The 23,883-nt window shown below is 43.0% G+C and carries 21 protein-coding genes and 1 riboswitch; of the genes, 17 read left to right on the top strand and 4 right to left on the bottom strand.

Annotated features, from left to right (window positions below; genetic code table 11):
- Positions 1–17: 17 nt before the first annotated feature.
- The 5 genes from Q0R88_RS10185 (at position 18) to Q0R88_RS10165 (ending at position 8,207) form a co-directional block, all read left to right on the top strand.
- Complete coding sequence (locus Q0R88_RS10185; RefSeq protein ID WP_295715703.1) at positions 18–1,028, top strand: GntR family transcriptional regulator; 1,011 nt, start codon at positions 18–20, stop codon at positions 1,026–1,028.
- A gap of 21 nt (positions 1,029–1,049) precedes the next feature.
- A complete protein-coding gene (locus Q0R88_RS10180) occupies positions 1,050–2,636 on the top strand; it encodes a solute:sodium symporter family transporter (RefSeq protein ID WP_295715701.1) in 1,587 nt (528 codons plus the stop codon).
- Between the two features lie 168 nt (positions 2,637–2,804).
- Entirely contained in the window at positions 2,805–4,250 is a 1,446-nt protein-coding gene (locus tag Q0R88_RS10175; protein WP_295715698.1) for a hypothetical protein, read from the top strand.
- A gap of 42 nt (positions 4,251–4,292) precedes the next feature.
- Positions 4,293–6,344, top strand: coding sequence for a hypothetical protein (locus Q0R88_RS10170; protein WP_295715696.1), 2,052 nt, complete (start codon positions 4,293–4,295; stop codon positions 6,342–6,344).
- A gap of 24 nt (positions 6,345–6,368) precedes the next feature.
- Entirely contained in the window at positions 6,369–8,207 is a 1,839-nt protein-coding gene (locus Q0R88_RS10165; RefSeq protein WP_295715694.1) for a right-handed parallel beta-helix repeat-containing protein, read from the top strand.
- 147 nt (positions 8,208–8,354) lie between these two features.
- Here the strand turns inward: Q0R88_RS10165 and Q0R88_RS10160 are convergent, their stop codons facing one another.
- Positions 8,355–8,813: an organic hydroperoxide resistance protein gene (locus tag Q0R88_RS10160; RefSeq protein ID WP_295715692.1), complete on the bottom strand. Its 459-nt coding sequence runs from the start codon at positions 8,811–8,813 to the stop codon at positions 8,355–8,357.
- Between the two features lie 298 nt (positions 8,814–9,111).
- Positions 9,112–10,446, bottom strand: a complete 1,335-nt coding sequence (locus Q0R88_RS10155; protein WP_295715691.1) for a CehA/McbA family metallohydrolase — start codon at positions 10,444–10,446, stop codon at positions 9,112–9,114.
- 342 nt (positions 10,447–10,788) lie between these two features.
- On the opposite strand from Q0R88_RS10155, the gene Q0R88_RS10150 reads away from it, so the two are divergent.
- The 3 genes from Q0R88_RS10150 to Q0R88_RS10140 all read left to right on the top strand — a co-directional run bounded on the left by Q0R88_RS10150 (position 10,789) and on the right by Q0R88_RS10140 (position 14,111).
- The gene (locus tag Q0R88_RS10150) at positions 10,789–11,487 is read left to right on the top strand and encodes a hypothetical protein (RefSeq protein ID WP_295715689.1); all 699 of its coding nucleotides are present in this window, start codon (positions 10,789–10,791) and stop codon (positions 11,485–11,487) included.
- 124 nt (positions 11,488–11,611) lie between these two features.
- Positions 11,612–12,616 (top strand): c-type cytochrome, encoded by a 1,005-nt coding sequence (locus tag Q0R88_RS10145; protein ID WP_295715687.1) that lies wholly within the window; start codon positions 11,612–11,614, stop codon positions 12,614–12,616.
- 100 nt (positions 12,617–12,716) lie between these two features.
- The gene (locus Q0R88_RS10140) at positions 12,717–14,111 is read left to right on the top strand and encodes an FAD-binding oxidoreductase (RefSeq protein ID WP_295715685.1); all 1,395 of its coding nucleotides are present in this window, start codon (positions 12,717–12,719) and stop codon (positions 14,109–14,111) included.
- 51 nt (positions 14,112–14,162) lie between these two features.
- Here Q0R88_RS10140 and Q0R88_RS10135 read toward each other — a convergent pair whose 3' ends face one another.
- Positions 14,163–14,471, bottom strand: a complete 309-nt coding sequence (locus tag Q0R88_RS10135; protein ID WP_295715683.1) for a hypothetical protein — start codon at positions 14,469–14,471, stop codon at positions 14,163–14,165.
- A gap of 54 nt (positions 14,472–14,525) precedes the next feature.
- Here Q0R88_RS10135 and Q0R88_RS10130 point away from each other — a divergent pair, with 54 nt between their 5' ends.
- The gene (locus Q0R88_RS10130) at positions 14,526–15,143 is read left to right on the top strand and encodes a hypothetical protein (RefSeq protein ID WP_295715681.1); all 618 of its coding nucleotides are present in this window, start codon (positions 14,526–14,528) and stop codon (positions 15,141–15,143) included.
- Positions 15,144–15,153: 10 nt separating this feature from the next.
- Here the strand turns inward: Q0R88_RS10130 and Q0R88_RS10125 are convergent, their stop codons facing one another.
- Complete coding sequence (locus tag Q0R88_RS10125) at positions 15,154–15,849, bottom strand: DUF2461 domain-containing protein (protein WP_295715679.1); 696 nt, start codon at positions 15,847–15,849, stop codon at positions 15,154–15,156.
- A gap of 544 nt (positions 15,850–16,393) precedes the next feature.
- Positions 16,394–16,481, top strand: a riboswitch (TPP riboswitch).
- 56 nt (positions 16,482–16,537) lie between these two features.
- Here Q0R88_RS10125 and thiS point away from each other — a divergent pair.
- Genes thiS through thiD form a run of 8 tightly spaced genes read left to right on the top strand, consistent with a single transcriptional unit; the run spans position 16,538 to position 23,696 of the window.
- On the top strand, positions 16,538–16,741 hold the full coding sequence (thiS, locus tag Q0R88_RS10120; protein WP_295715677.1) for a sulfur carrier protein ThiS: 204 nt from the start codon (positions 16,538–16,540) through the stop codon (positions 16,739–16,741).
- Between the two features lie 17 nt (positions 16,742–16,758).
- On the top strand, positions 16,759–18,642 hold the full coding sequence (gene thiC / locus Q0R88_RS10115) for a phosphomethylpyrimidine synthase ThiC (RefSeq protein ID WP_295715675.1): 1,884 nt from the start codon (positions 16,759–16,761) through the stop codon (positions 18,640–18,642).
- A 2-nt stretch (positions 18,643–18,644) separates the two neighbouring features.
- Positions 18,645–19,244 (top strand): thiamine phosphate synthase, encoded by a 600-nt coding sequence (locus Q0R88_RS10110; RefSeq protein WP_295715673.1) that lies wholly within the window; start codon positions 18,645–18,647, stop codon positions 19,242–19,244.
- Between the two features lie 9 nt (positions 19,245–19,253).
- Positions 19,254–19,901 (top strand): thiamine phosphate synthase, encoded by a 648-nt coding sequence (locus Q0R88_RS10105; protein WP_295715671.1) that lies wholly within the window; start codon positions 19,254–19,256, stop codon positions 19,899–19,901.
- 18 nt (positions 19,902–19,919) lie between these two features.
- Positions 19,920–20,687 (top strand): thiazole synthase, encoded by a 768-nt coding sequence (locus Q0R88_RS10100; protein ID WP_295715669.1) that lies wholly within the window; start codon positions 19,920–19,922, stop codon positions 20,685–20,687.
- Entirely contained in the window at positions 20,680–21,795 is a 1,116-nt protein-coding gene (gene thiH, locus Q0R88_RS10095; protein WP_295715667.1) for a 2-iminoacetate synthase ThiH, read from the top strand. The genes Q0R88_RS10100 and thiH overlap by 8 nt, the downstream gene beginning before the upstream one ends.
- 3 nt (positions 21,796–21,798) lie before the next feature.
- On the top strand, positions 21,799–22,848 hold the full coding sequence (locus Q0R88_RS10090; protein WP_295715665.1) for a HesA/MoeB/ThiF family protein: 1,050 nt from the start codon (positions 21,799–21,801) through the stop codon (positions 22,846–22,848).
- Between the two features lie 17 nt (positions 22,849–22,865).
- Positions 22,866–23,696, top strand: coding sequence for a bifunctional hydroxymethylpyrimidine kinase/phosphomethylpyrimidine kinase (gene thiD, locus Q0R88_RS10085; RefSeq protein WP_295715663.1), 831 nt, complete (start codon positions 22,866–22,868; stop codon positions 23,694–23,696).
- Positions 23,697–23,883 lie beyond the last annotated feature (187 nt).

The raw sequence follows: 23,883 nt of genomic DNA, 5'->3' as shown, positions 1-23,883 counted from the left end.
AAAACTACACGTATTTAATGGACAGAATTTTTGAGGAAATAAGAAAGCTGGCAGAAATCCCATCTTATTCAAAGCATGACCGGTTTGTTCAGGGAATTATCAATTCTATCGACGAAAAAATAATCGGTCAGGACGAAATGCTGCCATCGGTAAATAAATTAATCAAAGAGCTTGGTTTTTCAAGGGAAACCATTGTTAAAGGCTATAAGGACCTCATCAGTCGCGGAATTGTAGAGGCTAAGAACCGTTTGGGTTATTTTGTAGGCAATGGCAATACAGGGCAAACATTAAACGTGGCCTTGCTGATGTATAACCTCGATACCTTTGAGGAGCAGTTTTACCGCAATTTCAGGCATGAACTGGGCCATAATGTACAGCTAACCACTTATTTTCACCATGGAAATATCGAAATTTTTGAAACTATCCTGCTCCAGATTAAAGGCAAATACGGTATGTATGTGGTGGCGCCTATACCCCACCCCAAAACTAAAGAACTGTTAGAAAGTATTCCGCGTAATAAATTCCTGATGTTTGACCGTTACGAACAACTGGATGGTGAATTTAACCACATTACCCAGGAGTTTGGCCAAACCTCTTATGATATTTTTTCAAAGCTGGCACCCAAAATAAGTCAGTTTGATGAGTTTATATTTTACCATTCCCAAAACTCCTTAGATCCAAAGGAGATTGTTCAATCATTCAAAAAATTCCTGACAGATTTTAACATCAAAGGCCGGATTGAAGAAGAATATCAGCCAGGCTCCGTTGAAAAAGGGAAGGTGTATTTTACGCTGGACAACTTTGCGCTGTGGCAGATCATGCGTGATTGCAAAACTCAGAAACTCAAACCCGGCAAAGATCTGGGCGTTTTATCGCACAATGATGAACCGGCTAAAGAGATCATCGGCATTACTACCTTTTCAGCCGACTTTTCAAACATGGGAAAAATAGCGGGTGAAGTTGTTTTATCTAAAGAAAAAATACAACTAACCGTCCCGATGATATTATTTGACAGGCTAACGCTTTAGGCATTCCCTATGAATCCCACGATGATCATTGGCTTTCTGTTTTTTGCCGGGATAGTAGCGTGTACATTGTGGTACAAATCCGGCAAAAATAAGGTCAATAGCTTAAATGGGCTGTTTTTTGCAAACAGGAGCCTTGGCTTTTTACTGGTAGGTGGTGGCTTACTATTCACCAATATCAATACAGCCTCCATCATTGGCGAAAACGAACTCACCTATACCAATAACATGACCGTTATGGCATGGGGAGTAACCTCTGTATTGGCTATGTTACTGGTATCGGAGTTCATTATGCCGCTGTATCTTAAAATGGGTATAGCAACCACGCCCGATTTTTTGACCGCGAGGTACAGTGCGGGCGTAGGCAAATTAGTTTCTGTTATATTTTTAATCAGCTATATATTCAACCTGCTTCCATCTGTATTGTATGCGGGGGCTATTGCCTTTAACGGCCTGTTTCATTTTTCGGATGTGTGGAAAATAGAGTATTGGACCGTCATCCTGATCCTGGTATGGATCATGGGTACCATTGGCTCCCTGTTTTCTATGATTGGCGGATTGAAAGCCATAACCGTACTCGATATCCTGCTTGGCATTGGCTTTTTTGCTGGCGGAATCCTCCTGCCCTTCTTTGGATTAAAATATATAGGCCACGGCAGTATGCAGGCGGGTTTCCATCAATTACTTACCGTGCATAAAGAGCACTTAAATAGTATAGGCTCATCTGCTGATGCTATTCCCTTTGGCACCTTATTCACGGGCATGCTGCTGGTTAACCTGTATTACTGGGGTACCGAACAGTATATTATTCAGCAGGTGCTGGCTTCAAAAGACCTGAAAACATCTCAAAAAGGTTTAGCGTTAGCCTGTTTGGGGAAATTGATATCTCCTTTGCTTTTAAATATACCCGGCATTATCGCAGTGCATATTTTTTCAAAAATGCATAATACCGCCGAGGTATTCCCGAGACTGGATAGCCTGGTATCTCCCCCTTTTATAGCGGGCTTTATTGCCGCGGTAATTTTTGTTGCCGCCCTTACCACTTTTAACGCCGGCCTTAATAGTTCCAGCACACTATTCATGTTGAATATCTATAAGCCCTGGTTACAAAAACAGTCAAAGCAGGTTACGGAAAAGAAACTATTAAGAACTGCCAAGCAATTTGAAATTGCAGGATGCCTTGCCGCGATGTTCATTGCACCATTGATCATTTTTGTAAAAAATGGGTTCTATACTTATGTGCAAATCGTTAATGGTTTCTTTAATGTACCCATATTTACCATCATGTTCATGGGCTTTGTTACCAAAAAAGTACCGGCAGTTGCGGCTAAAATCGGCTTAATCTTTTTTATTGCATGCTATGCCCTTACCCAGTTAGTTGTTGATACGCATATCCATTTCCTGCACATCCTGGCTATTTTATTTGTGGTTACCTGTGGTATTATGCTCCTCATTGGTAAAGTATACCCTATGCCGGTTCCGTATACCCTAAAGCTAAATAATGTAGTAGATATAAGGCCCTGGAAAAACCGTCATTATTATACCGGCATACTGCTTATACTGATGATTATGCTGTTTATTTTGTTCTCACCACTAATTCTGTCAAAATAAATTTGCTACCAAAAAAATATTTGATAACTTTATAGAATAGAACAGAATAGAACTTTTCCCAAACAGATTAAGTTTTATAATATGGTCAATTGCTGATCATTTACGTTCAAACTGATATTCCAATTTTCATTATAAACCTGTATAACTAAGATTTTTAATTTACATCATATGATTTTGCTTAAATACAAAGCGGCTTTACTCCTATTTTTATTTACGTGCTCAACTGCCGTTGCGCAGAAAAAAGGCGTCGTTTTCAGCTCCTCTGATACGGAATTGGAAAAGGCATTTAACTGGGCCAAAGAAACGGCCCTTCATTATAAAGGATCTGACACCGATCCTGTTGGCCCATGGTATGAATCCGCCCTTCCGCCCAGGTCTGCATTTTGTATGCGCGATGTATCCCATCAGTGTATAGGCGCCGAAATATTGGGACTGAGCCGTGAAAACACCAACATGTTTAACCTTTTTGCCGAAAACATTTCTCCATCAAAGGACTGGTGTACTTATTGGGAGATCAACAAATGGGCAAAGCCCGCACCAGACGATTACCGGAACGATAAGGAGTTTTGGTATAACCTGCCCGCCAACTTCGACATTTTATATGCAAGCTGGAGGATGTACCTGTGGACCGGTGATAGCCATTATGTGGATGCGCCTGCTTTTGTCAACTTCCAGCAAAAAACGGTAAATGAATACATAAAAACCTGGGTACTTTCGGCAGATTCCTTACTTAAAAGACCCGCCCACCCTAATGCGCCAACACCTTATAATGAAAATGATTCCTTCCACAGATGCCGCGGCTTACCTTCTTACTCTGAAGGTGTTCATAACCTGAAGACCGGTGCCGACCTGGTTGCCGCTTTATACAGGGGAATGCTCACCTATTCGGAGATCCTGACAAGAAAAGGGAACTATAAGGAAGCGGCAACTTACGCGCAAAAGGCACAACAATACAGGAAACGCCTGGAGGCCGACTGGTGGAACGAAAAAGACAATCAATATTATACCTATTATAGTAACAATAACCAATTTGGTATGCAAGAGGGAGAAACCTTCTTGCTTTGGTTTGATGCGTTGAAAGATACTGTAAGGACAAATAAAACGGTGAAACGGGTTGCGGCTTCTAAATGGAACGTTGAGAACATGTCTTATTACCCTTTCCTGCTTTACAAATTTGGAAAATGGGAAAAAGCGAGGGAATACATCTTATTCCTGTCCGATCCATCTACCGCAAGGCGTGAATATCCCGAAGTATCCTACGGAATAATAGAAGGCGTTGTACAGGGCCTGATGGGTATAACACCCGATGCGCGGACCAAAACATTGGGCACCATTTATAAAACAAATGGTACTGGAAATGCCGCTATTGATCAGCTCTCACTTTTAAATACTACAGTTAACCTGGCCCACCTGAGCCCACAACAATCAATGATAAGTAATACAGGAAAGCAGTCATTTAAATGGAAAGCGATGTTTTACGGTACATTTAAACGGGCAAATATTAACGGAAATGTTGTTAACACAAAAAAGGGTAAGGATGATCAAAACAGGACAATATCCTTTGTGGAAACAATGGTAAAGCCCGGTCAACAAGCAAATGTTAAAATGCATTAACCCTATCAAAACCAAATCATTACAAGTACCTCGCCAACATTTATGAGAGCTAATAAAAACTATTTTTTTTCAACGTTAATTATCTTATCCACCCATTTAACTATTCATGCACAGCAAAAAAACCTGCCCATACAAAATAACAGGTGGACCATTCAACAGGATGGCGGCATAGCCTGGAAAATAACTGACAGGCTTCCGCATGCTGATCACATCGAAATGTCTGGCGAAAAGGTTTCGCTTTGGGTTGGCTATAGTGTAGACGCAACCGGCGTAGCTAAAATTACCCGTACCGTAGTTTTCCCAACCTTTAGGATGTTGCCTGATGATACCCGTAGCCACATAGCCTATACATACCAGGATAATGAATTACCCAGGATCTATATCGATCATAAACTGCTAAAAATTAACAATACCCAGGAAGCCGGCGATATCCCTCTAAAGGTTAGCAGCATTAGCCAGCATGGCATTATGCGCATCTCCGCCCTGGCAGGCAGCATCGGCATGGTAGATATTGAACGGAGCTTTTTCCCTTCTGTAGATAAACCTTTAGCTATTGAAAAGTTTAAGCTGACCAACACCAGCAATAAACAAGTAACGGTTTCAATGGAAAAATTAAAACGGGAGATAACAACAGACTCGACTACAAGTAAGTCATCAGCCCATACGGTGATTATGGAGTCTGTTAATGCAGGTAGCCGTGTATTGCAGCCTCGCCAAACTACTTACTTTTCAATATGTTACCTGGCAACCGATCATCCCGGTGCTTTACAGCCGGTTGATCCATCGGCAGAAGAAAAAGCCAGGGAAAAACGCATCGCGGACATTTTAAGGCCATTACAATTAGAAACGCCCGACAGTATTTTAAATACCGAATTTGCATTTGCCAAAATACGGGCGACAGAAAGTATCTTTAAAACAAAGAATGGGTATATGCATGGCCCGGGAGGCTTGTCATATTACGCGGCTATCTGGGCAAATGACCAGGCCGAATACGTCAGTCCATACTTCGCTTTTTCCGGCGATAGCATAGGTAATTTATCTGCAATGAATTGTTACCGGTTGTTTGCGCAGTACATGAATCCGCAATATAAGCCAATACCCAGCTCCATAGTTGCCGAAGGTGATGCCACCTGGAATGGTGCCGGCGACCGGGGCGACCAGGCCATGATCGCTTATGGGGCATCAAGGTACGCGCTTACTTATGGCAACGCCGACTCTGCCCGGAAGCTATGGCCATTAATAACCTGGTGCCTGGAATACAGCCGCAGGCATATCAACCAACAAGGTGTAGTAACATCAGATGCAGATGAACTGGAAGGCCGTTTTCCGGCAGGTAAGGCTAACCTCTCCACAAATTGCTTGTATTATGATGCCTTGATTTCTGCAGCTTTACTTGGCAAACAACTTCATGCTCCGGATAAGCTAACTAATCAGTACAACCGGGAGGCCGGGCGACTTAAAATAAATATTGAAAAGTATTTTGGAGCAACTGTTGATGGCTTCCATACCTACAAATACTATGAAACCAATACCGTTTTACGGGCTTGGATCTGTATGCCATTAACGATGGGAATTTCCGACCGGAGCAAAGGCACCATTGACGCCCTATTTTCGCCACAGCTATGGACGACGGACGGCCTGGCTACTGCAGAAGGGCAGGATACTTTCTGGGATCGTTCAACCTTATATGCCCTTCGCGGGGTGCTGCAGGCTGGCGAAACCGAAAAAGCACTAACTTTTTTGCGTTACTACTCGCGCCGCAGGCTTTTGGGCGAGCACGTACCCTACCCTGTGGAAGCCTACCCGGAAGGCAACCAAAGGCATCTATCGGCCGAAAGCGGTTTATACTGCAGGATATTTACAGAAGGTTTGTTTGGGATAAGACCAACAGGCTTTAACCGTTTCAATTGTACCCCAAGGTTGCCCAATGGCTGGCAGCATATGGCTTTAAATAATATCCACTCTTTCGGGACGGTATTTGATTTAAAGATCTCCAGGCAAGCCAATGGTAAAATAGCCATAAGCATCGATAAAGGAAAAGATAAACACACCTATATTATTCAAAATGGAGAGACCGCGCATGTTCAACTATAAAATTGTTTTTGCATGTTTGCGCCGATGAACAGGAATAAATATACTTGTCTTTTGTTATTAATGCTGTTGTTGGAAAGCTTTCCAAACCAGCTTCATGCCCAGGTTAACGCCCTATATCCGTCTTATAACAACCGGCGGTATTCACCGGGTAAAACCACCTATTTTATTGATCCCAATAAGGGCAATGACCAAAACAGCGGTACATCTGTAAAGTACCCCTGGAAAAGCTTCAGGAAAGCCAATCAACTGATTTTTGCAGCCGGCGATAAATTAATGGTTATAGCCCCCGGAAAGCTGGATCAATCCCTGGTGATGATGGCCCATGGCAATCAGGCGTCGCCGGTTTCTATCAATTTTGCACCGGGCAGGTATGACTTTTACCCCGACAGCGCTTTTAAAACACGTTTTAATATTTCTAATACTAACGATACCCCATTAGCCTTAAAGGCAATTGCTTTATACTTTGTTGATTCAAGATATATAAAGTTAACCGCCCGAGGCGTGCAGTTTGTTTTAAGAGGTAAAATGATTGAAACCTGTGTTGACAGATGCCAGAACATCACCATGGAGGGGATCAGTTTTGATTATAAGCGTCCCACTGTTTCGGAGCTTAAGGTTACGGCTGTAACTCCAAATTATGTTGATCTTAAAGTTCACCCGGATTCAAAATACACCATACTGGATAGCGTACTTACGTGGGAAGGTGAAGGCTGGCGCTACAAAACAGGCTGGTACTGGCAGGAATTTAACCCTGAAACAGGTAACGTATCCCGGGTGGATTTGAGCATGGGCAATGTAAAATTTGCTCAGCATGATAGTGTATTGAAAGCATATTTTATACATAATCCCGGCTTTAAAAAAGGCATGATCTATCAAACCCGGGATGTAACAAGAGATTGTGCAGGCATATTTTTGCAGCGGAGCAAAAACATAACGCTGAAAAACATACACATCTATTTTATGCATGGGATGGGCATGGTGAGTCAATATTGCGATAACATCAGTATAGATTCCTTAACAGTAAAACCCGCGCCAAATTCAGGCAGAACCTGTTCTGCCTGGGCAGATATATTACATTTCTCGGGCTGCCGTGGTACCATCAAAATTAACCACAGCTATTTATCTGCCGCTAATGACGATGCCGTCAACGTGCACGGAACGTTTTTAAAAATTGTAGAAAAACCGTCGCCCAATCAAGTCATAGTAAGATTTATGCATGATCAAACCTATGGCTTTGACGCGTTTAAAGCGGGAGATAGCGTAGATTTTATACACCCGGCAACCTTGCTGCCATTTGGTAACAACCTGATCACTGCCCAAAAGAAAATAGATGATAAAACTATATTGTTAACTCTTCAAAAATCAGTCCCAGCTGTTACTAATGGGGATGTAGTTGAAAACATTTCCTGGACCCCTAAACTATTAATTCAAAATACAATAATAACCAGGATCCCGACAAGGGGAATTTTAGTTACCACCCGTAGAAAGGCTATTATTGAAAATTGCACTTTTAAAAACGTTAATTCAAGCAGTGTCCTGGTAGAAGATGATGCCAGCAGCTGGTATGAATCTGGTATGGTAAGAGATTTGACTATACGTAAAAACACATTTATCAGCTCCGGGGAACCCGTTATCAGCATTCACCCCGAAAACAAAATTGATCAGGGTGCAGTGCACAAAAACATCGCCATTTATAACAACAGCTTTCTGTTAACAGCAGTAAGCCTGTTAAGCGCTGAAAACGCATCAAACATTAGCTTTTTTAACAATGTAATTCATTCAAACGCCAGTATTGATAAATTGGTAATATGGAAGAATTGTACGAATGTTAAACTTTACGGCAATAGCATCCTGAAGAAATAGATTAAACCTAACTGGGCGTCCTCGGGCAGATTATAACTCCCCCTTTAATGATGAGGAGTGGATATTTACCAGGGAATATTTTGAAATAAAAAAAGAACTGTCCTGCCCGGTAAACATGGGCAGGACAGTTCTGTAAAAAAGTTTGGCTTAGATCACGTTGATTTCAACGTCGATATTGCCACGAGTGGCTTTAGAGTACGGACAGGTTTGGTGTGCTGCGTCTGCCAAAGCCTGGGCAACTTCGCGTTCTAAACCTGGCAAGCTTACATTAAGGCGAGCCCCAAGAGAATATGCACCATCATTTAAAAGCAGGTCTATTTCGGCGTCAACGGCCACATCCTGAGGTATCCTAACCTTCATTGTGCCGGCAGCTTTTTTCATTGCACCAATAAAACAAGCCGACCAGCCAGCGGCAAACAGCTGCTCAGGATTGGTGCCAGTACCTTCAGAACCCGGAACTGAATGTTTAATATCCAAATGGCCATCTGAACTGCGGGAAGAACCGCCGTCACGACCACCTGTTGTATGTGTTTTACCTGTGTATAATACTTTTACTTCTTGAGCAGTACCATTTTCTGATGTAGCTCCGATTTTGTTAGTGTCCATTGTTTTATTTTTAAATTGTTTTGATTTGTTAAGTCAAAAGTACCCCAACAACGCCCTGCAATCAATCAACAAATACCTTAAATGGACTAACTTGATCCTGAATTAGTCATTTTCAACCTTGAAATCTTTTTAGTTTCTACGCGGCGAAGAGTTCACTTCAATAACCACGTAAAACAAACGAGACCCGGGTAATTTATAAACAAGAAAAAACTAATTATAACAAAACAGGTGTTGTATCCTCAGCTCTATCGGCCTATGATACAACACCTGTTTTAAAAATATTTTTTATCTGCCTCGATTAAAAATTCGGGTCGAAATTGAAGTAGATTGGATTCGATAATCCAACCATGTTTCCACTCAGCGCCATTGATTGGGGTACCTGCGGATAGTCCGTTTGTGGGCCCTCAACCTCCACACGGTAATAGGTGCGGCCAACGGTAACAGGAGTATCGTTAAACTCAATCATAGGCATTTTGCCTGTTGCCTGGTAGCTACCTAACTTGTTACCGTTCTTTATCACGTTGATTGTATAAGTTGCTGCCGGTAAAGTATTCCCTGTGAGCTGAACCCGAAACTTAACAGATTTACCGGTCGACTTGGCATTGTCGCCCATCATCATATCCATCTTACCATCCTGATTAAGGTCGGCATAAAATTCAACGCGAGGCGCATACGGATTTGAGCTAATGGCAACCCGCCCGTTCGTAAGGGCATCAACAACCGCCTGCGATGTCCGCGCGGTAGCGAAAACCCATGTTGTGGGAGTACCTACATAGTTGGCCTTTGCCTGGTAACTGTTTTTAGTTGCCTTATCGGGCGAATCCGGAACGCCATGATGCGCATCGCTTCCACCTCTACCGGTTAGCTTACGGCCCGATGAAAGCATATCATCCCAAATCATGATCGCATTGGCATTTTTGGGCCAAACTGCAGAATTCCATACTTCAATCGATTCTACCATATCATAGGAGTATCCAAAATGATCTTTACCACTCGGGTGATTGGCCGACAAATGAATGCCAAGCCCTTTTTTCACAGCCCCAACCACCACGTCGCGCTGATCGCGTACATCGTATAAACGCTGATGATCATATGGTTTAGCCGAGAACACATTCCCGTGGCCGCGGGTAGTTGTCCATTCCGCGCCATACAGAAGCAGAACAGAGTCTGACTTAAACTCGGGATCTGCCCAGGTGTGGTTTGCTACATCGCCATCCACATGGTTGTCGTGGTCGGTAATACATACATAATCCATGCCCACCGACTTAGAAAAAGCGATAATTTTCGCGATGGGATTGTTAGATGACTCCGTACTATGCCTGGAGTGTACGTGCAGTTCGCCCTTGAGCCAAACGCCTTTTGTCATGCTGGCAATGGGTGGCATCACGCCGATTTCAGTGGGTGCCCAGGGATTGCTATGGTTAGCCTGGCCCAGCGCAGTGTTACTAATACAGCCCGCCATGATGGCCAGTAACGCGGTACAACAAACCCTCATGAATGGATTTATTTCCCTGTTATTTTTGAACCTCTTGTTGTAATTATCAGTAAGTTTAATGTTTAAAATCATTTTCATAAAGTAGCCTGTAGTCATTTTTTTTATAGCGCCAAAAGTACCTTTTGATAAGTAACTCATCCTTTGGTTGATATTAACAAATAGTTAACTTGGGTAAAATGAGGTAAAAAAGATGCTACAATCCTTTGCTGCAGAAAAAAACACAAGGTCCATTTACAGCTGGGAATTTTGTAAAACGCTCTTATCGGAATAGTCCAAAATCCTTTACGATATTACACTCAGGCAAGGGGTATATTTTCCTATTATATAAATCTTATTTTTTTTAAATATTTTAAAATCAGTTTGTTATATATAACTTTATATAAGCATTTTTTTTCAAGCCGGAAGCCTAAGTAAATTTTTGATTAAGGATTTAAGAAGATTTCTATACTCAGATATTTTATCACATTAAATTTTATCGCGATGAAAAAAGACAATCAACCCCAGTTAAATCAACGCCGAACTTTTTTAAAACAATTTGCAACCGGCGCCGCGGTATTAGGTGCAGGTATCATCTCCTCTCCGCTACAATCGGTAGCAGCAGACATTTCATTACCCGATGTTTCTGATGCCGATGTCTGGTTCAACAAGGTAAAAGGAAAACACAGAATGGTATTTGACGTAACGCAACCGCATGAAATATTTCCGTTTGCATGGCCCAAGGTGTTCCTGCTTACAAACGCGGCAACAGGCTCTCCCGAAAAAGATTGTGGAGTGGTAGTGATCCTGCGTCACAATGCGATCCCTTATGCAATGGGAAATCCGCTTTGGGAAAAATACAAATTTGGCGAAATGTTTAAGATCAATGATGAGGCTTCCAAAACTCCTGCCACCCAGAACCCCTTTTGGCAACCAAAACCGGGCACCTTTAAGGCACCAGGCATTGGTGAAGTAAAAATCGGAATAGATGAATTGCAAGCCAGTGGCGTAATGTTTTGTGCCTGCGATATGGCTTTAACCGTGTTTAGCGCAGTTGTAGCCGAGAATACCAAACAAGACGCTGCTGCTGTTAAGAAGGAATGGCTGGCGGGTTTATTACCAGGAGTACAACCGGTACCATCGGGCATTTGGGCAGTGGGCCGCGCCCAGGAACATGGCTGTTCTTATTGCTTTGCCAGTTAAGCCGTACTACAAATTAATAAAGCCGGAAGCTTGTTAAGGGAAATAAGAGCTTATTCTTTAAAACCTCCGGCTTGCCAAATCTCCCTGTGTTTAAATCATTTAATTTTAACAGGTGAAATGAGCTATGCATTATAATTCAAATAGCATATTTGCCACTATTGCATTAGCCTTGGTGAACGTGATTGTTGCGTGTTCGCCAAATGGTAAAAATAACACCGCAAACAACAGCGCAGCTTCCGCTGTAACTGCTGGATTGGCCAATCCGCAGTGGATTATTCCTGATACTACCGAACTAACAAACGCTAAAAATGCCGAACTGATAAAATATGGCCGTTTGCTTGTTACAAACACCTCTTATTATTTTGGCCCAAAAGGTATAATTGCCCATAAAAGTAATGGATTGAATTGCCAGAACTGCCATCTTAATGCAGGAACAAAACTTTTCGGAAACAACTTTTCAATAGCGGCAGCAGACTATCCTAAATTCAAAGACAGGAGCGGTACTGTTGAAACATTGGTAAAAAAAGTTGAAGACTGTTTTGAACGAAGCCTGAATGGTAAAAAGATCGACAGCAATGGCCGGGAAATGAAAGCCTTTATGGCTTATCTTAAATGGATTGGCAAAAATGTAAAAAAAGGCACAAAGCCCGGCGGATCAGGGATTGAAGAGTTGCCCTTTTTAAACAGGGCAGCGGATACAGCGGGCGGACGAATAGTATACATATCCAAATGCCAAACCTGCCATGGCAAAAATGGCACAGGAGTTTTAAATGCAACAGGGGTATCATATACTTATCCACCGCTTTGGGGTGCGCATAGCTATAATATAGGCGCCAGTATATACAGCATTTCAAAATTTGCCGGCTTTGTAAAAAACAACATGCCTTTGGGCGTTGATTATCAAAACAGGCGGCTTACCAATGAAGAGGCCTGGGATGTGGCGGCTTTCGTTAATTCACAATTTCATCCATTTAAAAATATCAGCGCAGACTGGCCAAACCTCGTTACCAAACCTTATGACTATCCGTTTGGCCCATATGCCGATGATCTGTTTACAAAAGATCAGCATAAATATGGCCCATATACGGCTATAAAGGAACATTATAGGTCACTAATTAATAAGAGATAATTTTTGCCGAGACTATGGGTACCATTATGAGCCCAACCCAATTTTCATGTTAAAACTATTAACGATTTAAATATTTTTTTATCAACTAAAAAAGAAAGTTATGATATCTGAAGACAAGATCATACAACTGAAGCAATCCCTGCGCGGGAAACTGATTCAGCCACATGACAGCGATTATCATACTGCACGCAAAGTGTATAATGGTATGATAGACAAACACCCTTTATTGATAGCCAAATGTGTTGATGTAGCCGATGTAATTACGGCCGTAAAATTTGCGCGTGAAAATGAGCTGCTCACCGCTGTACGAAGCGGCGGCCACAATGGCGGCGGCCTGGGTGTTTGCGACAACGGCCTGGTAATTGATTTATCATTAATGAAGGGCATTCATGTTGATCCCTCGGCAAAAACGGCATGGGTAGAAACAGGCTGCACCTTAGGCGATGTTGACCATGCAACACATGCTTTTGGCCTGGCTACCCCGAGTGGAATTTTTTCGACCACCGGCATTGGCGGTATAACCTTAGGCGGGGGCCTTGGGCACTTAACGCGGCATTATGCCCTTGCCATTGATAATTTGCTTGAAGCCAATGTAGTATTGGCCGATGGAAGCTTTGTAAAGGCAAATGCGACAACCAACGATGACCTTTTTTGGGCCCTTAGAGGTGGCGGCGGCAATTTTGGTATAGTTACATCTTTTGTATTCAGGCTGCACCCTTTAAGCACCATTTATGGCGGCCCCATGCTGTGGGAACCAGGCGAAACCGAGGAGGTGCTAAAATGGTACCAGGACCTGATTAAAAATGCGCCCGATGAACTTAACGGGTTCTTCGCCTTTTTGTGTGTGCCTCCGGGCCCTCCATTCCCAGAACATTTGCACAAAAAAAACATGTGCGGTGTGGTTTGGTGCTATAGCGGTGATATGGAAAAGGCCGAAAAGGTATTTGAACCCATACGCAATTTTAAGAAACCGGCGCTTGATTTTGTAGGCCCATTGCCTGTACCTGCATTGAATAGCATGTTTGATGCACTGATGCCACCAGGATTAAGCTGGTATTGGAAAGCCGATTTTGTAAATGATTTAGGCGATGAGGCTATTGCTAAGCATTTAAAGTATGGAACACAATTGCCTACCTTACTTTCAACCATGCACCTCTACCCTATTAATGGCGCGGCTTCCAGGATAAGCAACAAAGATACCGCCTGGAATTATCGGGGCGCTACATGGGCAATGGTAATTGCAGGTATAGATCCAGACCCGGCCAATGATGAAAAAATCACCAAATGGGCAAGGGATTACTGGGAAGCGCTGCATCCTTATTCTGCAGGCGGCGCCTATGTAAACTTCATGATGGAGGAAGGTGACGACAGGATTAAAGCAACTTACGGCGATAACTATGAAAAACTGGCTGCCATCAAAACAAAATATGATCCCGGTAACCTGTTCAGAGTAAATCAGAACATAAAACCCGCGTTACATTTACAGGAAGATTGATGTGAACTTCATTCCTCATCAGTTTGATTTTTTAAATCAAACTGATGAGGCTTAAACCGGCCCGATGCTTGCGGTTGTATTGATAAACTTGCCGCCCGGATGGGTCCAGTTCATATAAACTTTACCATTTTCATGGTCCTGTATTTGGGTAACGGTATTCCCGTTTACTTCTTTCCAGGTCAGCAGCCAAAGCTGCGGCCTCAGTTCCGTTAATTTGATAGCAACAGTTTCGCTTTTGTTCACCGGTTTACCCTCATGTTCTGTGATGGTAAAGGTTAGGGAAGTTTCGCTTTGTATATTCAATATTGCTTTGGCCATACCAAAGTCAACTAAAAATTGATGTCCTATAATGCTGCTCATCGTTTTATGGGATAACACCTTGCCGGCCCAATAGTTTAACCCTATCTTTAAATTATGCTTCAAAATCGGGTCGACCCGCAAGGGAATATCATCAGGACCAGCGCACGGGGTGCTTGGATGGGTAACCGTGGTCAGCTGCATGGCAAAGGTAAAGAGATCCTGCGGCCCTTTAAATTACAAGCCTGGATCACCTGCCTGTTGCAATTTAAGGGCTGGCACAGGCAGGTGATGGCACCCAACCTTTATACAGAATTGTTCTTTTTAGATGAGGCTACGGCTTTTGCCGCCGGCCACCGCCCCTGCGCTGAATGCCGGCGGGAAGACTACAAACGATTTAAATTATGCTGGATCAAAGGCAACCCTGTATATGGCTTTACCGAAAAAACATCCATACGGGAGATTGACCAGGTACTGCATGCAGAGCGGATTGATAAACAAGGCAACAAAGTTACCTTTGAAACCAGAGGCGAAGACCTCCCCGACGGAACCTTTATACAACTCGATAATAAGCCGTACTTACTGATGCATAACCAAATTTTTATGTGGACGCCGTATGGTTATGAAACAGGCCAGCCCCTGCCATCATCTTCGGCAGTAACGTTACTTACGCCAAAATCAACCATCAATGCATTCAGGGCAGGCTACGCTCCACAAATCACTTTAGAAAAATAAAATGATGGGGTTAATACTGGGCCTCTCCGTTCACATCGGCCGTTAAAACGTCACTCATGTAATCAAAAAATGGGCGCATGTTCCTGAACGTTTCGCCAACTTCCTTTAAAAAAGATGAGGATAGCACCTGCTCATCCGAAAATCTCCTGATCAGGATAAACTGTTTGTAACATAACAGGTCTACCGCCTTATCATTGATGTTAAAACCTTTAGGAGCCGTTTTTAACTGTTCGCCTTGTAAATATCCAAATGTGGCCAGGAATGACTCGCTATTTAATATCTCCCGCAATGGCTTATCGTCAAAACTTATATCGTCGCGAATGCGTTTCAGATCCTGCGGATTTGGGTTCCTGAAACCACCTGCAACATAGCTGTTACCCAATTCGATGTGGAAATAGTAACCGCCCCTGCGCCTGCTGGTAGCCCTGGTAAAATGCCCGCTCCAATGGGTTTTGTAAGGTGTTTTATCGAGGGAGAAACGCGAATCGCGGTAGATACGAAAAAGACTTTTTTTGCCCGATGGAGTCTCTATCACATCATGAACATTCAGCTCAGCTAACAACAGATCGGCAAAAGCTGCTATAAACAATTGCTGTTCGGCAAATTCCTCTTTATGCGTATTAAACCACTCCCGGTTGTTGTTTTGTTTTAATGTTTTTAAAAACTCCAGGCTTGAAGCCGCAATAAGTTGTTGCTGTTGTAACATGTTTTACCGTGAAACTAAATGAGGCAAATAATAGCCATCGCAAATATAAAGTGAGAAAAAGTATAAGGGAACAAAGTTTTGTCATAAACCTTTTTTCATGTTTCTTAATAAAGTCCAATGTTCAAAAATTTTAGGTTTCTCTTATTATTTCAGAGGCTGTCTAAAAATAAAAAACAGGTTGCCATTGCGAATGATAAAATTTCGCGAAACTCCGAAGGTGAAATGACGTAAACTAACCAAGGTTAAGACTCACCCTGTCATCGCTACGCTTGACATCCCTCTCTTCAACTTCGTTGGAAAGAGGGAGTTGAAATTCAGAATTAACTTTTTGACCCTCTTTCCGGCGCAGCCGAAGAGAGGGTCGGCCAGCGTAGCGTAGCCGGGGTGAGTCGTTGCCAGCATACAGAGCCGATTGCCTAGTATGAAACAAACACGTCATACGAGGCACGAAGCAATAGCGCGTAGGTATGTGCTTCATTCGACAGCCTTTCACACATATTAAAAATCATTGTTTTAATATCTGATAATTATTTACTTACTTAGCAAAGAACTTTAGGGGTGCCTTGTGCTGAGAAATACCCTTTGAACCTGATGCAGTTAGTACTGCCGAAGGGAAAAGTAGAACAACCTTGTTGTTGTTTACCAATCCTCCCCATGGGTCCATTCCTATCGTTTATAATTAAACAGAATGGACATCACCGTAAATCACCAAAACTATTCCGTATCTGCAAGTTGCACTTTGCAGCAAATGTTTAACACTGTTTCGCTGCAGCCTGTTACGGGCATTGCCATTGCTGTGAACCAGGAAATCATTGCTAAAAGTAATTGGGCCACCTACCTATTGCAGCCCGGTGATCATGTCACCATCATCAAAGCAACCCAGGGCGGATAAAACATCAAAAACCATATATGAAAACTGAAAAAATTCCAGGAGAACAAGTGATCAGCCGGACGCCGTTCCCATCATCACGTAAAGTGTTTGTAAAAGGGCAGCTTCATGACATTGAGGTAGCTATGCGCGAGGTAAGCCTGAGCGAAACCAAATTGCATGGCCGCTTTGGCGAAACCGAGCCTAACGCGCCCGTTACCATTTATGATACCAGCGGCCCCTACACCGACCCCAACATCGAAATAGACGTGAAGCTTGGCCTGCCCCGCCTGCGCGAGCAATGGATTATAAACCGCGGCGATGTAGAACAACTGGAAGATATTTCCTCAGATTATGGAAACCAGCGCGCCAATGATAAAAACCTGGACGCCTTAAGGTTTGGACATATCAGCAAGCCCTATCGTGCTAAACCGGGAATGAATATATCGCAAATGCATTATGCCAAAAAAGGGATCATTACGCCCGAAATGGAATATATCGCCATCAGGGAAAACCAGCGGATTGACACTTTGAAGGAACAGTTGAACGGCCAGTATGAGGTAATGGCTCACCAGCATCCGGGTCAAAGCTTTGGCGCCAACACACCTAAAGGTTACATCACGCCAGAGTTTGTACGGCAGGAAGTAGCGGCGGGGAGGGCTGTTATTCCATCAAATATTAACCATCCCGAGATTGAACCGATGATCATCGGCCGAAATTTCCTGGTGAAGATTAATGCCAACATTGGCAACTCCGCAGTTACCTCCAGCATCGAAGAAGAAGTAGAAAAAGCAGTATGGGCCTGCCGCTGGGGTGCAGATACCATTATGGACCTATCAACCGGGAAAAACATTCACGAAACGCGGGAGTGGATCATCCGTAATTCGCCCGTACCAATTGGTACAGTGCCCATTTACCAGGCTTTGGAAAAAGTAAACGGAAAAGCAGAAGATCTTACCTGGGAATTGTTCAGGGATACACTAATTGAACAGGCCGAGCAGGGTGTAGATTATTTTACCATTCATGCAGGTGTATTGTTGCGCTACGTACCTCTTACAGCCAAACGCATTACGGGCATCGTATCGCGCGGCGGCTCCATCATGGCTAAATGGTGCCTTGCCCATCATAAGGAAAACTTTTTGTACACCCATTTTGAGGAGATCTGCGAGATCATGAAAGCTTATGACGTATCCTTTTCATTAGGCGATGGATTAAGACCGGGCTGTATTGCCGATGCTAACGATGCAGCGCAATTTGGCGAATTGGAAACTTTAGGTGAACTAACCAAAATTGCCTGGAAACATGATGTGCAAACCATTATAGAAGGTCCGGGGCATATTCCTATGCACATGATCAAAGAAAATATGGATAAGCAACTGGTGCATTGTGGCGAAGCGCCATTCTACACCTTAGGGCCGCTTACTACCGATATTGCACCGGGCTATGATCATATTACTTCGGCCATTGGCGCGGCTATGATTGGCTGGTTTGGTACAGCTATGCTTTGCTATGTTACCCCTAAAGAACACCTGGGCCTTCCAAATAAAAAAGATGTAAAGGATGGCGTAATCACCTATAAGATTGCCGCTCATGCTGCCGACCTGGCCAAAGGACATCCCGGAGCACAATACAGGGATAATGCTTTAAGTAAGGCGCGGTTCGAGTTCCGTTGGGAGGATCAGTTCAACCTTTCTCTTGATCCCGATACGGCAAAGGAATTTCATGATGAAACCCTGCCTGCCGATGGCGCCAAGATCGCTCATTTCTGCTCCATGTGCGGGCCGAATTTCTGTTCGATGAAAATTACACAGGATGTGCGCGACTATGCTAAAGAGAACGGGCTGGATGATGGTGATGTTTTGTCAAAAGGGATGGAAGAAAAGTCGAAAGAGTTTTTACAAAAGGGAAGCGAAATTTATCTGTAAATATGGAGCTGATTGTAATTTCAAACCCGGTTGCTGTTGCTGATGAAAGTATGATCATCAACCACCTGTTTCAATCGGGTTTAAAATACCTGCATATCAGAAAACCCGATAGCGATGTCAAAACTGTAAGGGATTTGGTGAATGGGATAGCACCGCTTTTTTATGACCGCATCTCGCTACACCAGTTTCATAAAATTGCACCAGATTACGGAATTACAAGGCTGCATTATACAGAACAAACCCGGAAGGAAACCAGCGGACGAAAAATACAGGTACAGACAGATCAGGGTTATAAGCTTAGTACTTCTATCCATGATACTACTTTACTGCCTTCATTAACAGGGTTTGATTATGTTTTTTACGGACCCGTTTTTAACAGTTTATCAAAGCCCGGTTACCAAAGCAGGTTACCCGCGGATTTTAAGCTTAACAAGGCTAATACAAATCCACGGGTAATTGCTTTAGGCGGGGTCGAAAAATCAAACCTGGTAAAAATCAAAGCCATGAACTTTGATGGTGCTGCCGTATTAGGAACAATATGGAATGAACCGGAAAAATCATTAACCCGTTTCCTGGAATTAAATAAAAACTACCTGTTTTAATAAAATACAATGATTGATAAATTACATTATATATCACAACAACCCAAAAACGGATCGCACCTTACAGCCATTAAACAGGCGCTGGAGGCGGGATGCAAATGGGTACAGCTAAGAGTTAAAAACCAGCCTGCCGATGTGGTCCTGGAATACGCGATAGAAGCTAACAGATTATGCAATCAATATGGTGCTAAACTGATAGTTAATGATTATCCCGAAATTGCACTAAAGGCCGGCGCTTATGGTGTACACCTGGGCTTACAGGATATGCCGGTTAGCCAGGCCAGGGATATCGTGGGCGAAAAAATAATTATCGGCGGCACTGCCAATACCTTTCAGCATATCAAACAAAGAGTTGCCGAAGGCGCTGATTATATCGGGCTTGGGCCATACCGGTTTACTACTACCAAACAAAACTTAAGTCCCATTGTAGGCCTGCAGGGTTACCATATCATTAGGCAGCAAATGCAGGATGCTGGTATCCGGATTCCGGTAATTGCCATAGGCGGAATTTTAGCTGAAGATGTAAGCTCTATTATGCAGGCCGGTCTTTATGGTGTTGCCATATCGGGAGCTATCACTTTTGCCGATAATCAGCAACAAGCCGTAAAACAAATTTATCAGCAATTAAATACCACGTTGTTAAACCAGGTAATCTAAAACTGTAGATAAAAAAACATGCTAAAAATAGCCGATAAAACATTCAACTCACGCCTGTTTACAGGAACGGGCAAGTTTAGTTCTTCCGTATTAATGGAAGAAGCCTTACTTGCTTCCGGCTCAGAACTCGTAACGGTTGCCCTAAAGCGTGTGGATTTCAAAAGCAACGATCAGGATGACTTGTTGACGCATCTGAAATATCCGCATATTAATTTACTGCCCAATACATCGGGAGTCAGAAATGCGAAAGAAGCTGTTTTTGCGGCTCAACTTGCACGTGAAGCACTGGAAACCAACTGGATTAAACTGGAGATCCACCCCGATCCAAAATATTTAATGCCAGACCCCATCGAAACTTTAAAAGCCACCGAAGGATTGGCGAAAATGGGATTTATAGTTTTGCCTTATATTCATGCCGACCCGGTGTTATGCAAAAGACTGGAAGACGCAGGCACTTCGGCCGTGATGCCCTTAGGTTCGCCCATCGGCAGTAATAAAGGGCTCAAAACCATTGATTTTTTAGAGATCATCATTAGCCAAAGTAATGTACCCGTAATTGTTGATGCCGGGATAGGTTCGCCATCAGATGCGGCCTGGGCAATGGAAATAGGTGCCAATGCCGTATTAGTGAATACTGCGATAGCGGTTGCCGGTAACCCCGTGCAAATGGCTAAAGCATTTAAAATGGCTGTGGAAGCCGGGCGAATGGCCTATGAAGCCAAACTGGCCTTACCTGTAATGCATGCTGTAGCAAGCAGTCCCTTAACCTCTTTTTTAGATGAATAACTTTACAGATATTTTCAAATCATTTGATTGGAACGAAACTAAAGCCAGTATCTATGCCAAAACAAGCCAGGATGTAGAAATGGCTTTATCGGCCAAAAAACGATCATTGGAGGATTTCAAGGCCCTTATCTCGCCGGCAGCAGCTCCTTACCTGGAACAAATGGCTCTTATAAGCCAGCAGCTTACTTTAAAACGTTTTGGTAAAGTAATACAAATGTATGTTCCGCTTTACCTCTCCAATGAGTGTAATAATATTTGTACCTATTGTGGTTTCAGTTTTGATAATAAGGTAAAGCGTAAAACACTTTCGCCAATTGAAATTATGCAGGAGGTTGCGGCGATCAAAGATATGGGCTATGAGCATATATTGCTGGTTACCGGCGAGGCCAACCAAACCGTCCATGTAGATTACTTTAAAAAAGTACTTGATCTCATCCGCCCGCATTTTGCACATATATCAATGGAAGTGCAACCGCTTGATCTGGAAGATTATCAGCAACTAACGCCTTATGGCTTAAATACCGTTCTTGTTTACCAGGAAACCTATCACCAGGAAGACTATAAAAAGCATCACCCTAAAGGGAAAAAATCAAATTTTGAATACCGGCTTGAAACTCCTGACCGCCTGGGGCAGGCCGGCATCCATAAAATGGGTTTAGGTGTGTTGATTGGGTTAGAAGATTGGCGCACCGATTCGTTTTTTACGGCCTTGCATTTAAATTACCTCGAGAAAAAGTACTGGCAAAGTAAATACAGCCTTTCCTTCCCCAGGCTAAGACCATTTAGCGGCGGGTTAGAGCCCAAGGTGGAAATGAACGATAGGGAACTGGTGCAACTGATATGCGCTTACCGCATATTTAATGAGGAGGTGGAGCTATCCATCTCTACCCGCGAATCTCCAAACTTCAGGAACAACATCATCAGGTTAGGTATTACCGCTATCAGCGCGGGATCTAAAACCAATCCCGGAGGCTATGCGGTTGAGCCGGAATCATTGGAACAGTTCGAGATCAGTGATGAACGCAGTCCGCAACAAATTGCCCGGATGATAAACGCGCAGGGATATGAGCCGGTTTGGAAAGACTGGGACAATAGCTTAGCCTTATAAAAGATGTTAGCAGGAGAAGAATTAAAACGGTACAGCAGGCAGATCATACTCCCCGAAATTGGTTTACCCGGACAAGAAAAGCTGAAGAGCGCCAAGGTGCTGATGATTGGTGCAGGGGGCCTGGGATGCCCGGTGTTACAATACCTGGCTGCAGTTGGCGTGGGCGAGATTGGGATTGTGGATGATGATATAGTTGACCTAACCAACCTGCAACGGCAAATATTATATTCAACAGCCGACGTGGGTAAACCAAAAGCTATCACCGCTAAACAAAAGCTGGAGATGCTTAATCCACATATTAATATAACCGCTTTTAATGAGCGGTTTACTTTGGTGAATGCAGAAAGTATTTGTGAGGGGTATGACCTGGTGATTGATGGATCGGATAATTTTGAAACACGGTACCTGATTAATGATACTTGCCTGGCTTTAAATAAAGTGCTGGTATTTGGTTCCATATTTAAGTTTGAAGGTCATGTTTCTGTATTCAATTATAATGATGGACCCAATTACAGAGATATTTTTCCTGAACCACCAGCAGCGGATGAAGTTCCCAATTGTGCAGAGATCGGGGTTTTGGGTGTGTTACCGGGCATCATCGGCACTTATATGGCTAACGAGGCCATCAAAATCATTTGTAACATCGGAGATACTTTATCCGGTAAATTAATGACCATAAATTCGCTCAACAATACCACCAATATTTTTAAGATAACCAAACAGCAAAAACAAAGCGTTGAAGCCGTAGCCGTAGATCCTCCTATCCTACCCGTTGATGACGAAATTACAATAGATGAACTTCATGCACAGCTAATAGAGTTTCCGGATGAAATATACCTTATCGATGTACGCGAAAGCTATGAGTTTGAAGACTATAATATAGGCGGTATCAACATCCCTTTATATGAGCTGAAGGAGCATATTGAATCATTACCAAAAAACAAAAAACTGGTCTTCTGCTGCCAAACCGGTCAGCGCAGTAAAATAGCCATACATATAGTAAAGCCCGTTTACAACGGTGAAATGTACAGTTTAAAAAACGGCATCATTTAATTAATCCATTAGCTTATATGAGTAAATACAAGTACCCGGTAGTACTAAGCATTGCCGGATCTGACAGTGGCGGCGGAGCAGGCATACAAGCCGACCTGAAAACCATAAGTGCATTGGGCTGCTTTGGCGCTACGGCCATTACTGCCGTTACAATTCAAAACACATTAGGGGTTAGTGGAACACACCCAATTCCGGTTGAAGTAGTAAAAGCACAAATCAAAGCAGTAATGGATGATTTAAAACCATTAGCCGTTAAAATAGGCATGGTGCACAGCACAGATCTGGCCATTGCCATTGCCTCTGTATTAAAGAATTATTTAGATATTCCCATTATTTTCGACCCTGTTATGGTAGCAACCAGCGGTCAGCATTTAATAGAAAGCGATACCGTAACCACGCTAAAAAAAGAACTTTTCCCGATTGCAAAACTCGTGACACCCAACCTGGATGAAGCGGCAATACTGGCACAAATGGAGATCAACACCATTGATGATATGAAGAAAGCAGCACAAAGAATAATGCAATATGGCTGTAACGCAGTGCTGGTTAAGGGCGGCCATTTAAAAGGCCCTAACCTTTGTGATGTTTACCTGGATAAAACGGGTGAGCAACATATTTTCAGAACATCGGCAATTAATACCATCAATACACATGGAACAGGCTGCAGCCTTTCATCGGCCATAGCATCATATCTGGCATTAGGAGATGATCTCATTACGTCGATATCTAAAAGCAAAGCATATATCCAACAGGCTATTGAGCATGGCAGGGATGTGAAAACCGGGCAAGGGCACGGCCCCTTAAATCATTTCTTTGATCCGCAGAAATTAGTAAAGTTTGAGCTGTAACAAACCCGGTTCATCAGAGGCTGTTTAAAAATAAATAAATCGACCCTCATTGCTGTAAGGGTTTAGTAATTCGGTAACAGAATCAGGTATTTTTATTTGTTGTTTAGGGTGACCATATCGATAGGTTTTTTACCATTGATGCCCTGATGTGGTCGTTCCCAGTTATAATAAACAAGATATTTGAGGA

This window comes from Mucilaginibacter sp. (assembly GCF_025362475.1).
Classification (GTDB): domain Bacteria; phylum Bacteroidota; class Bacteroidia; order Sphingobacteriales; family Sphingobacteriaceae; genus Mucilaginibacter.
The sequence above is the reverse complement of the archived record's forward strand: the minus strand, read 5'-3'. Positions and strand labels throughout refer to the sequence as shown.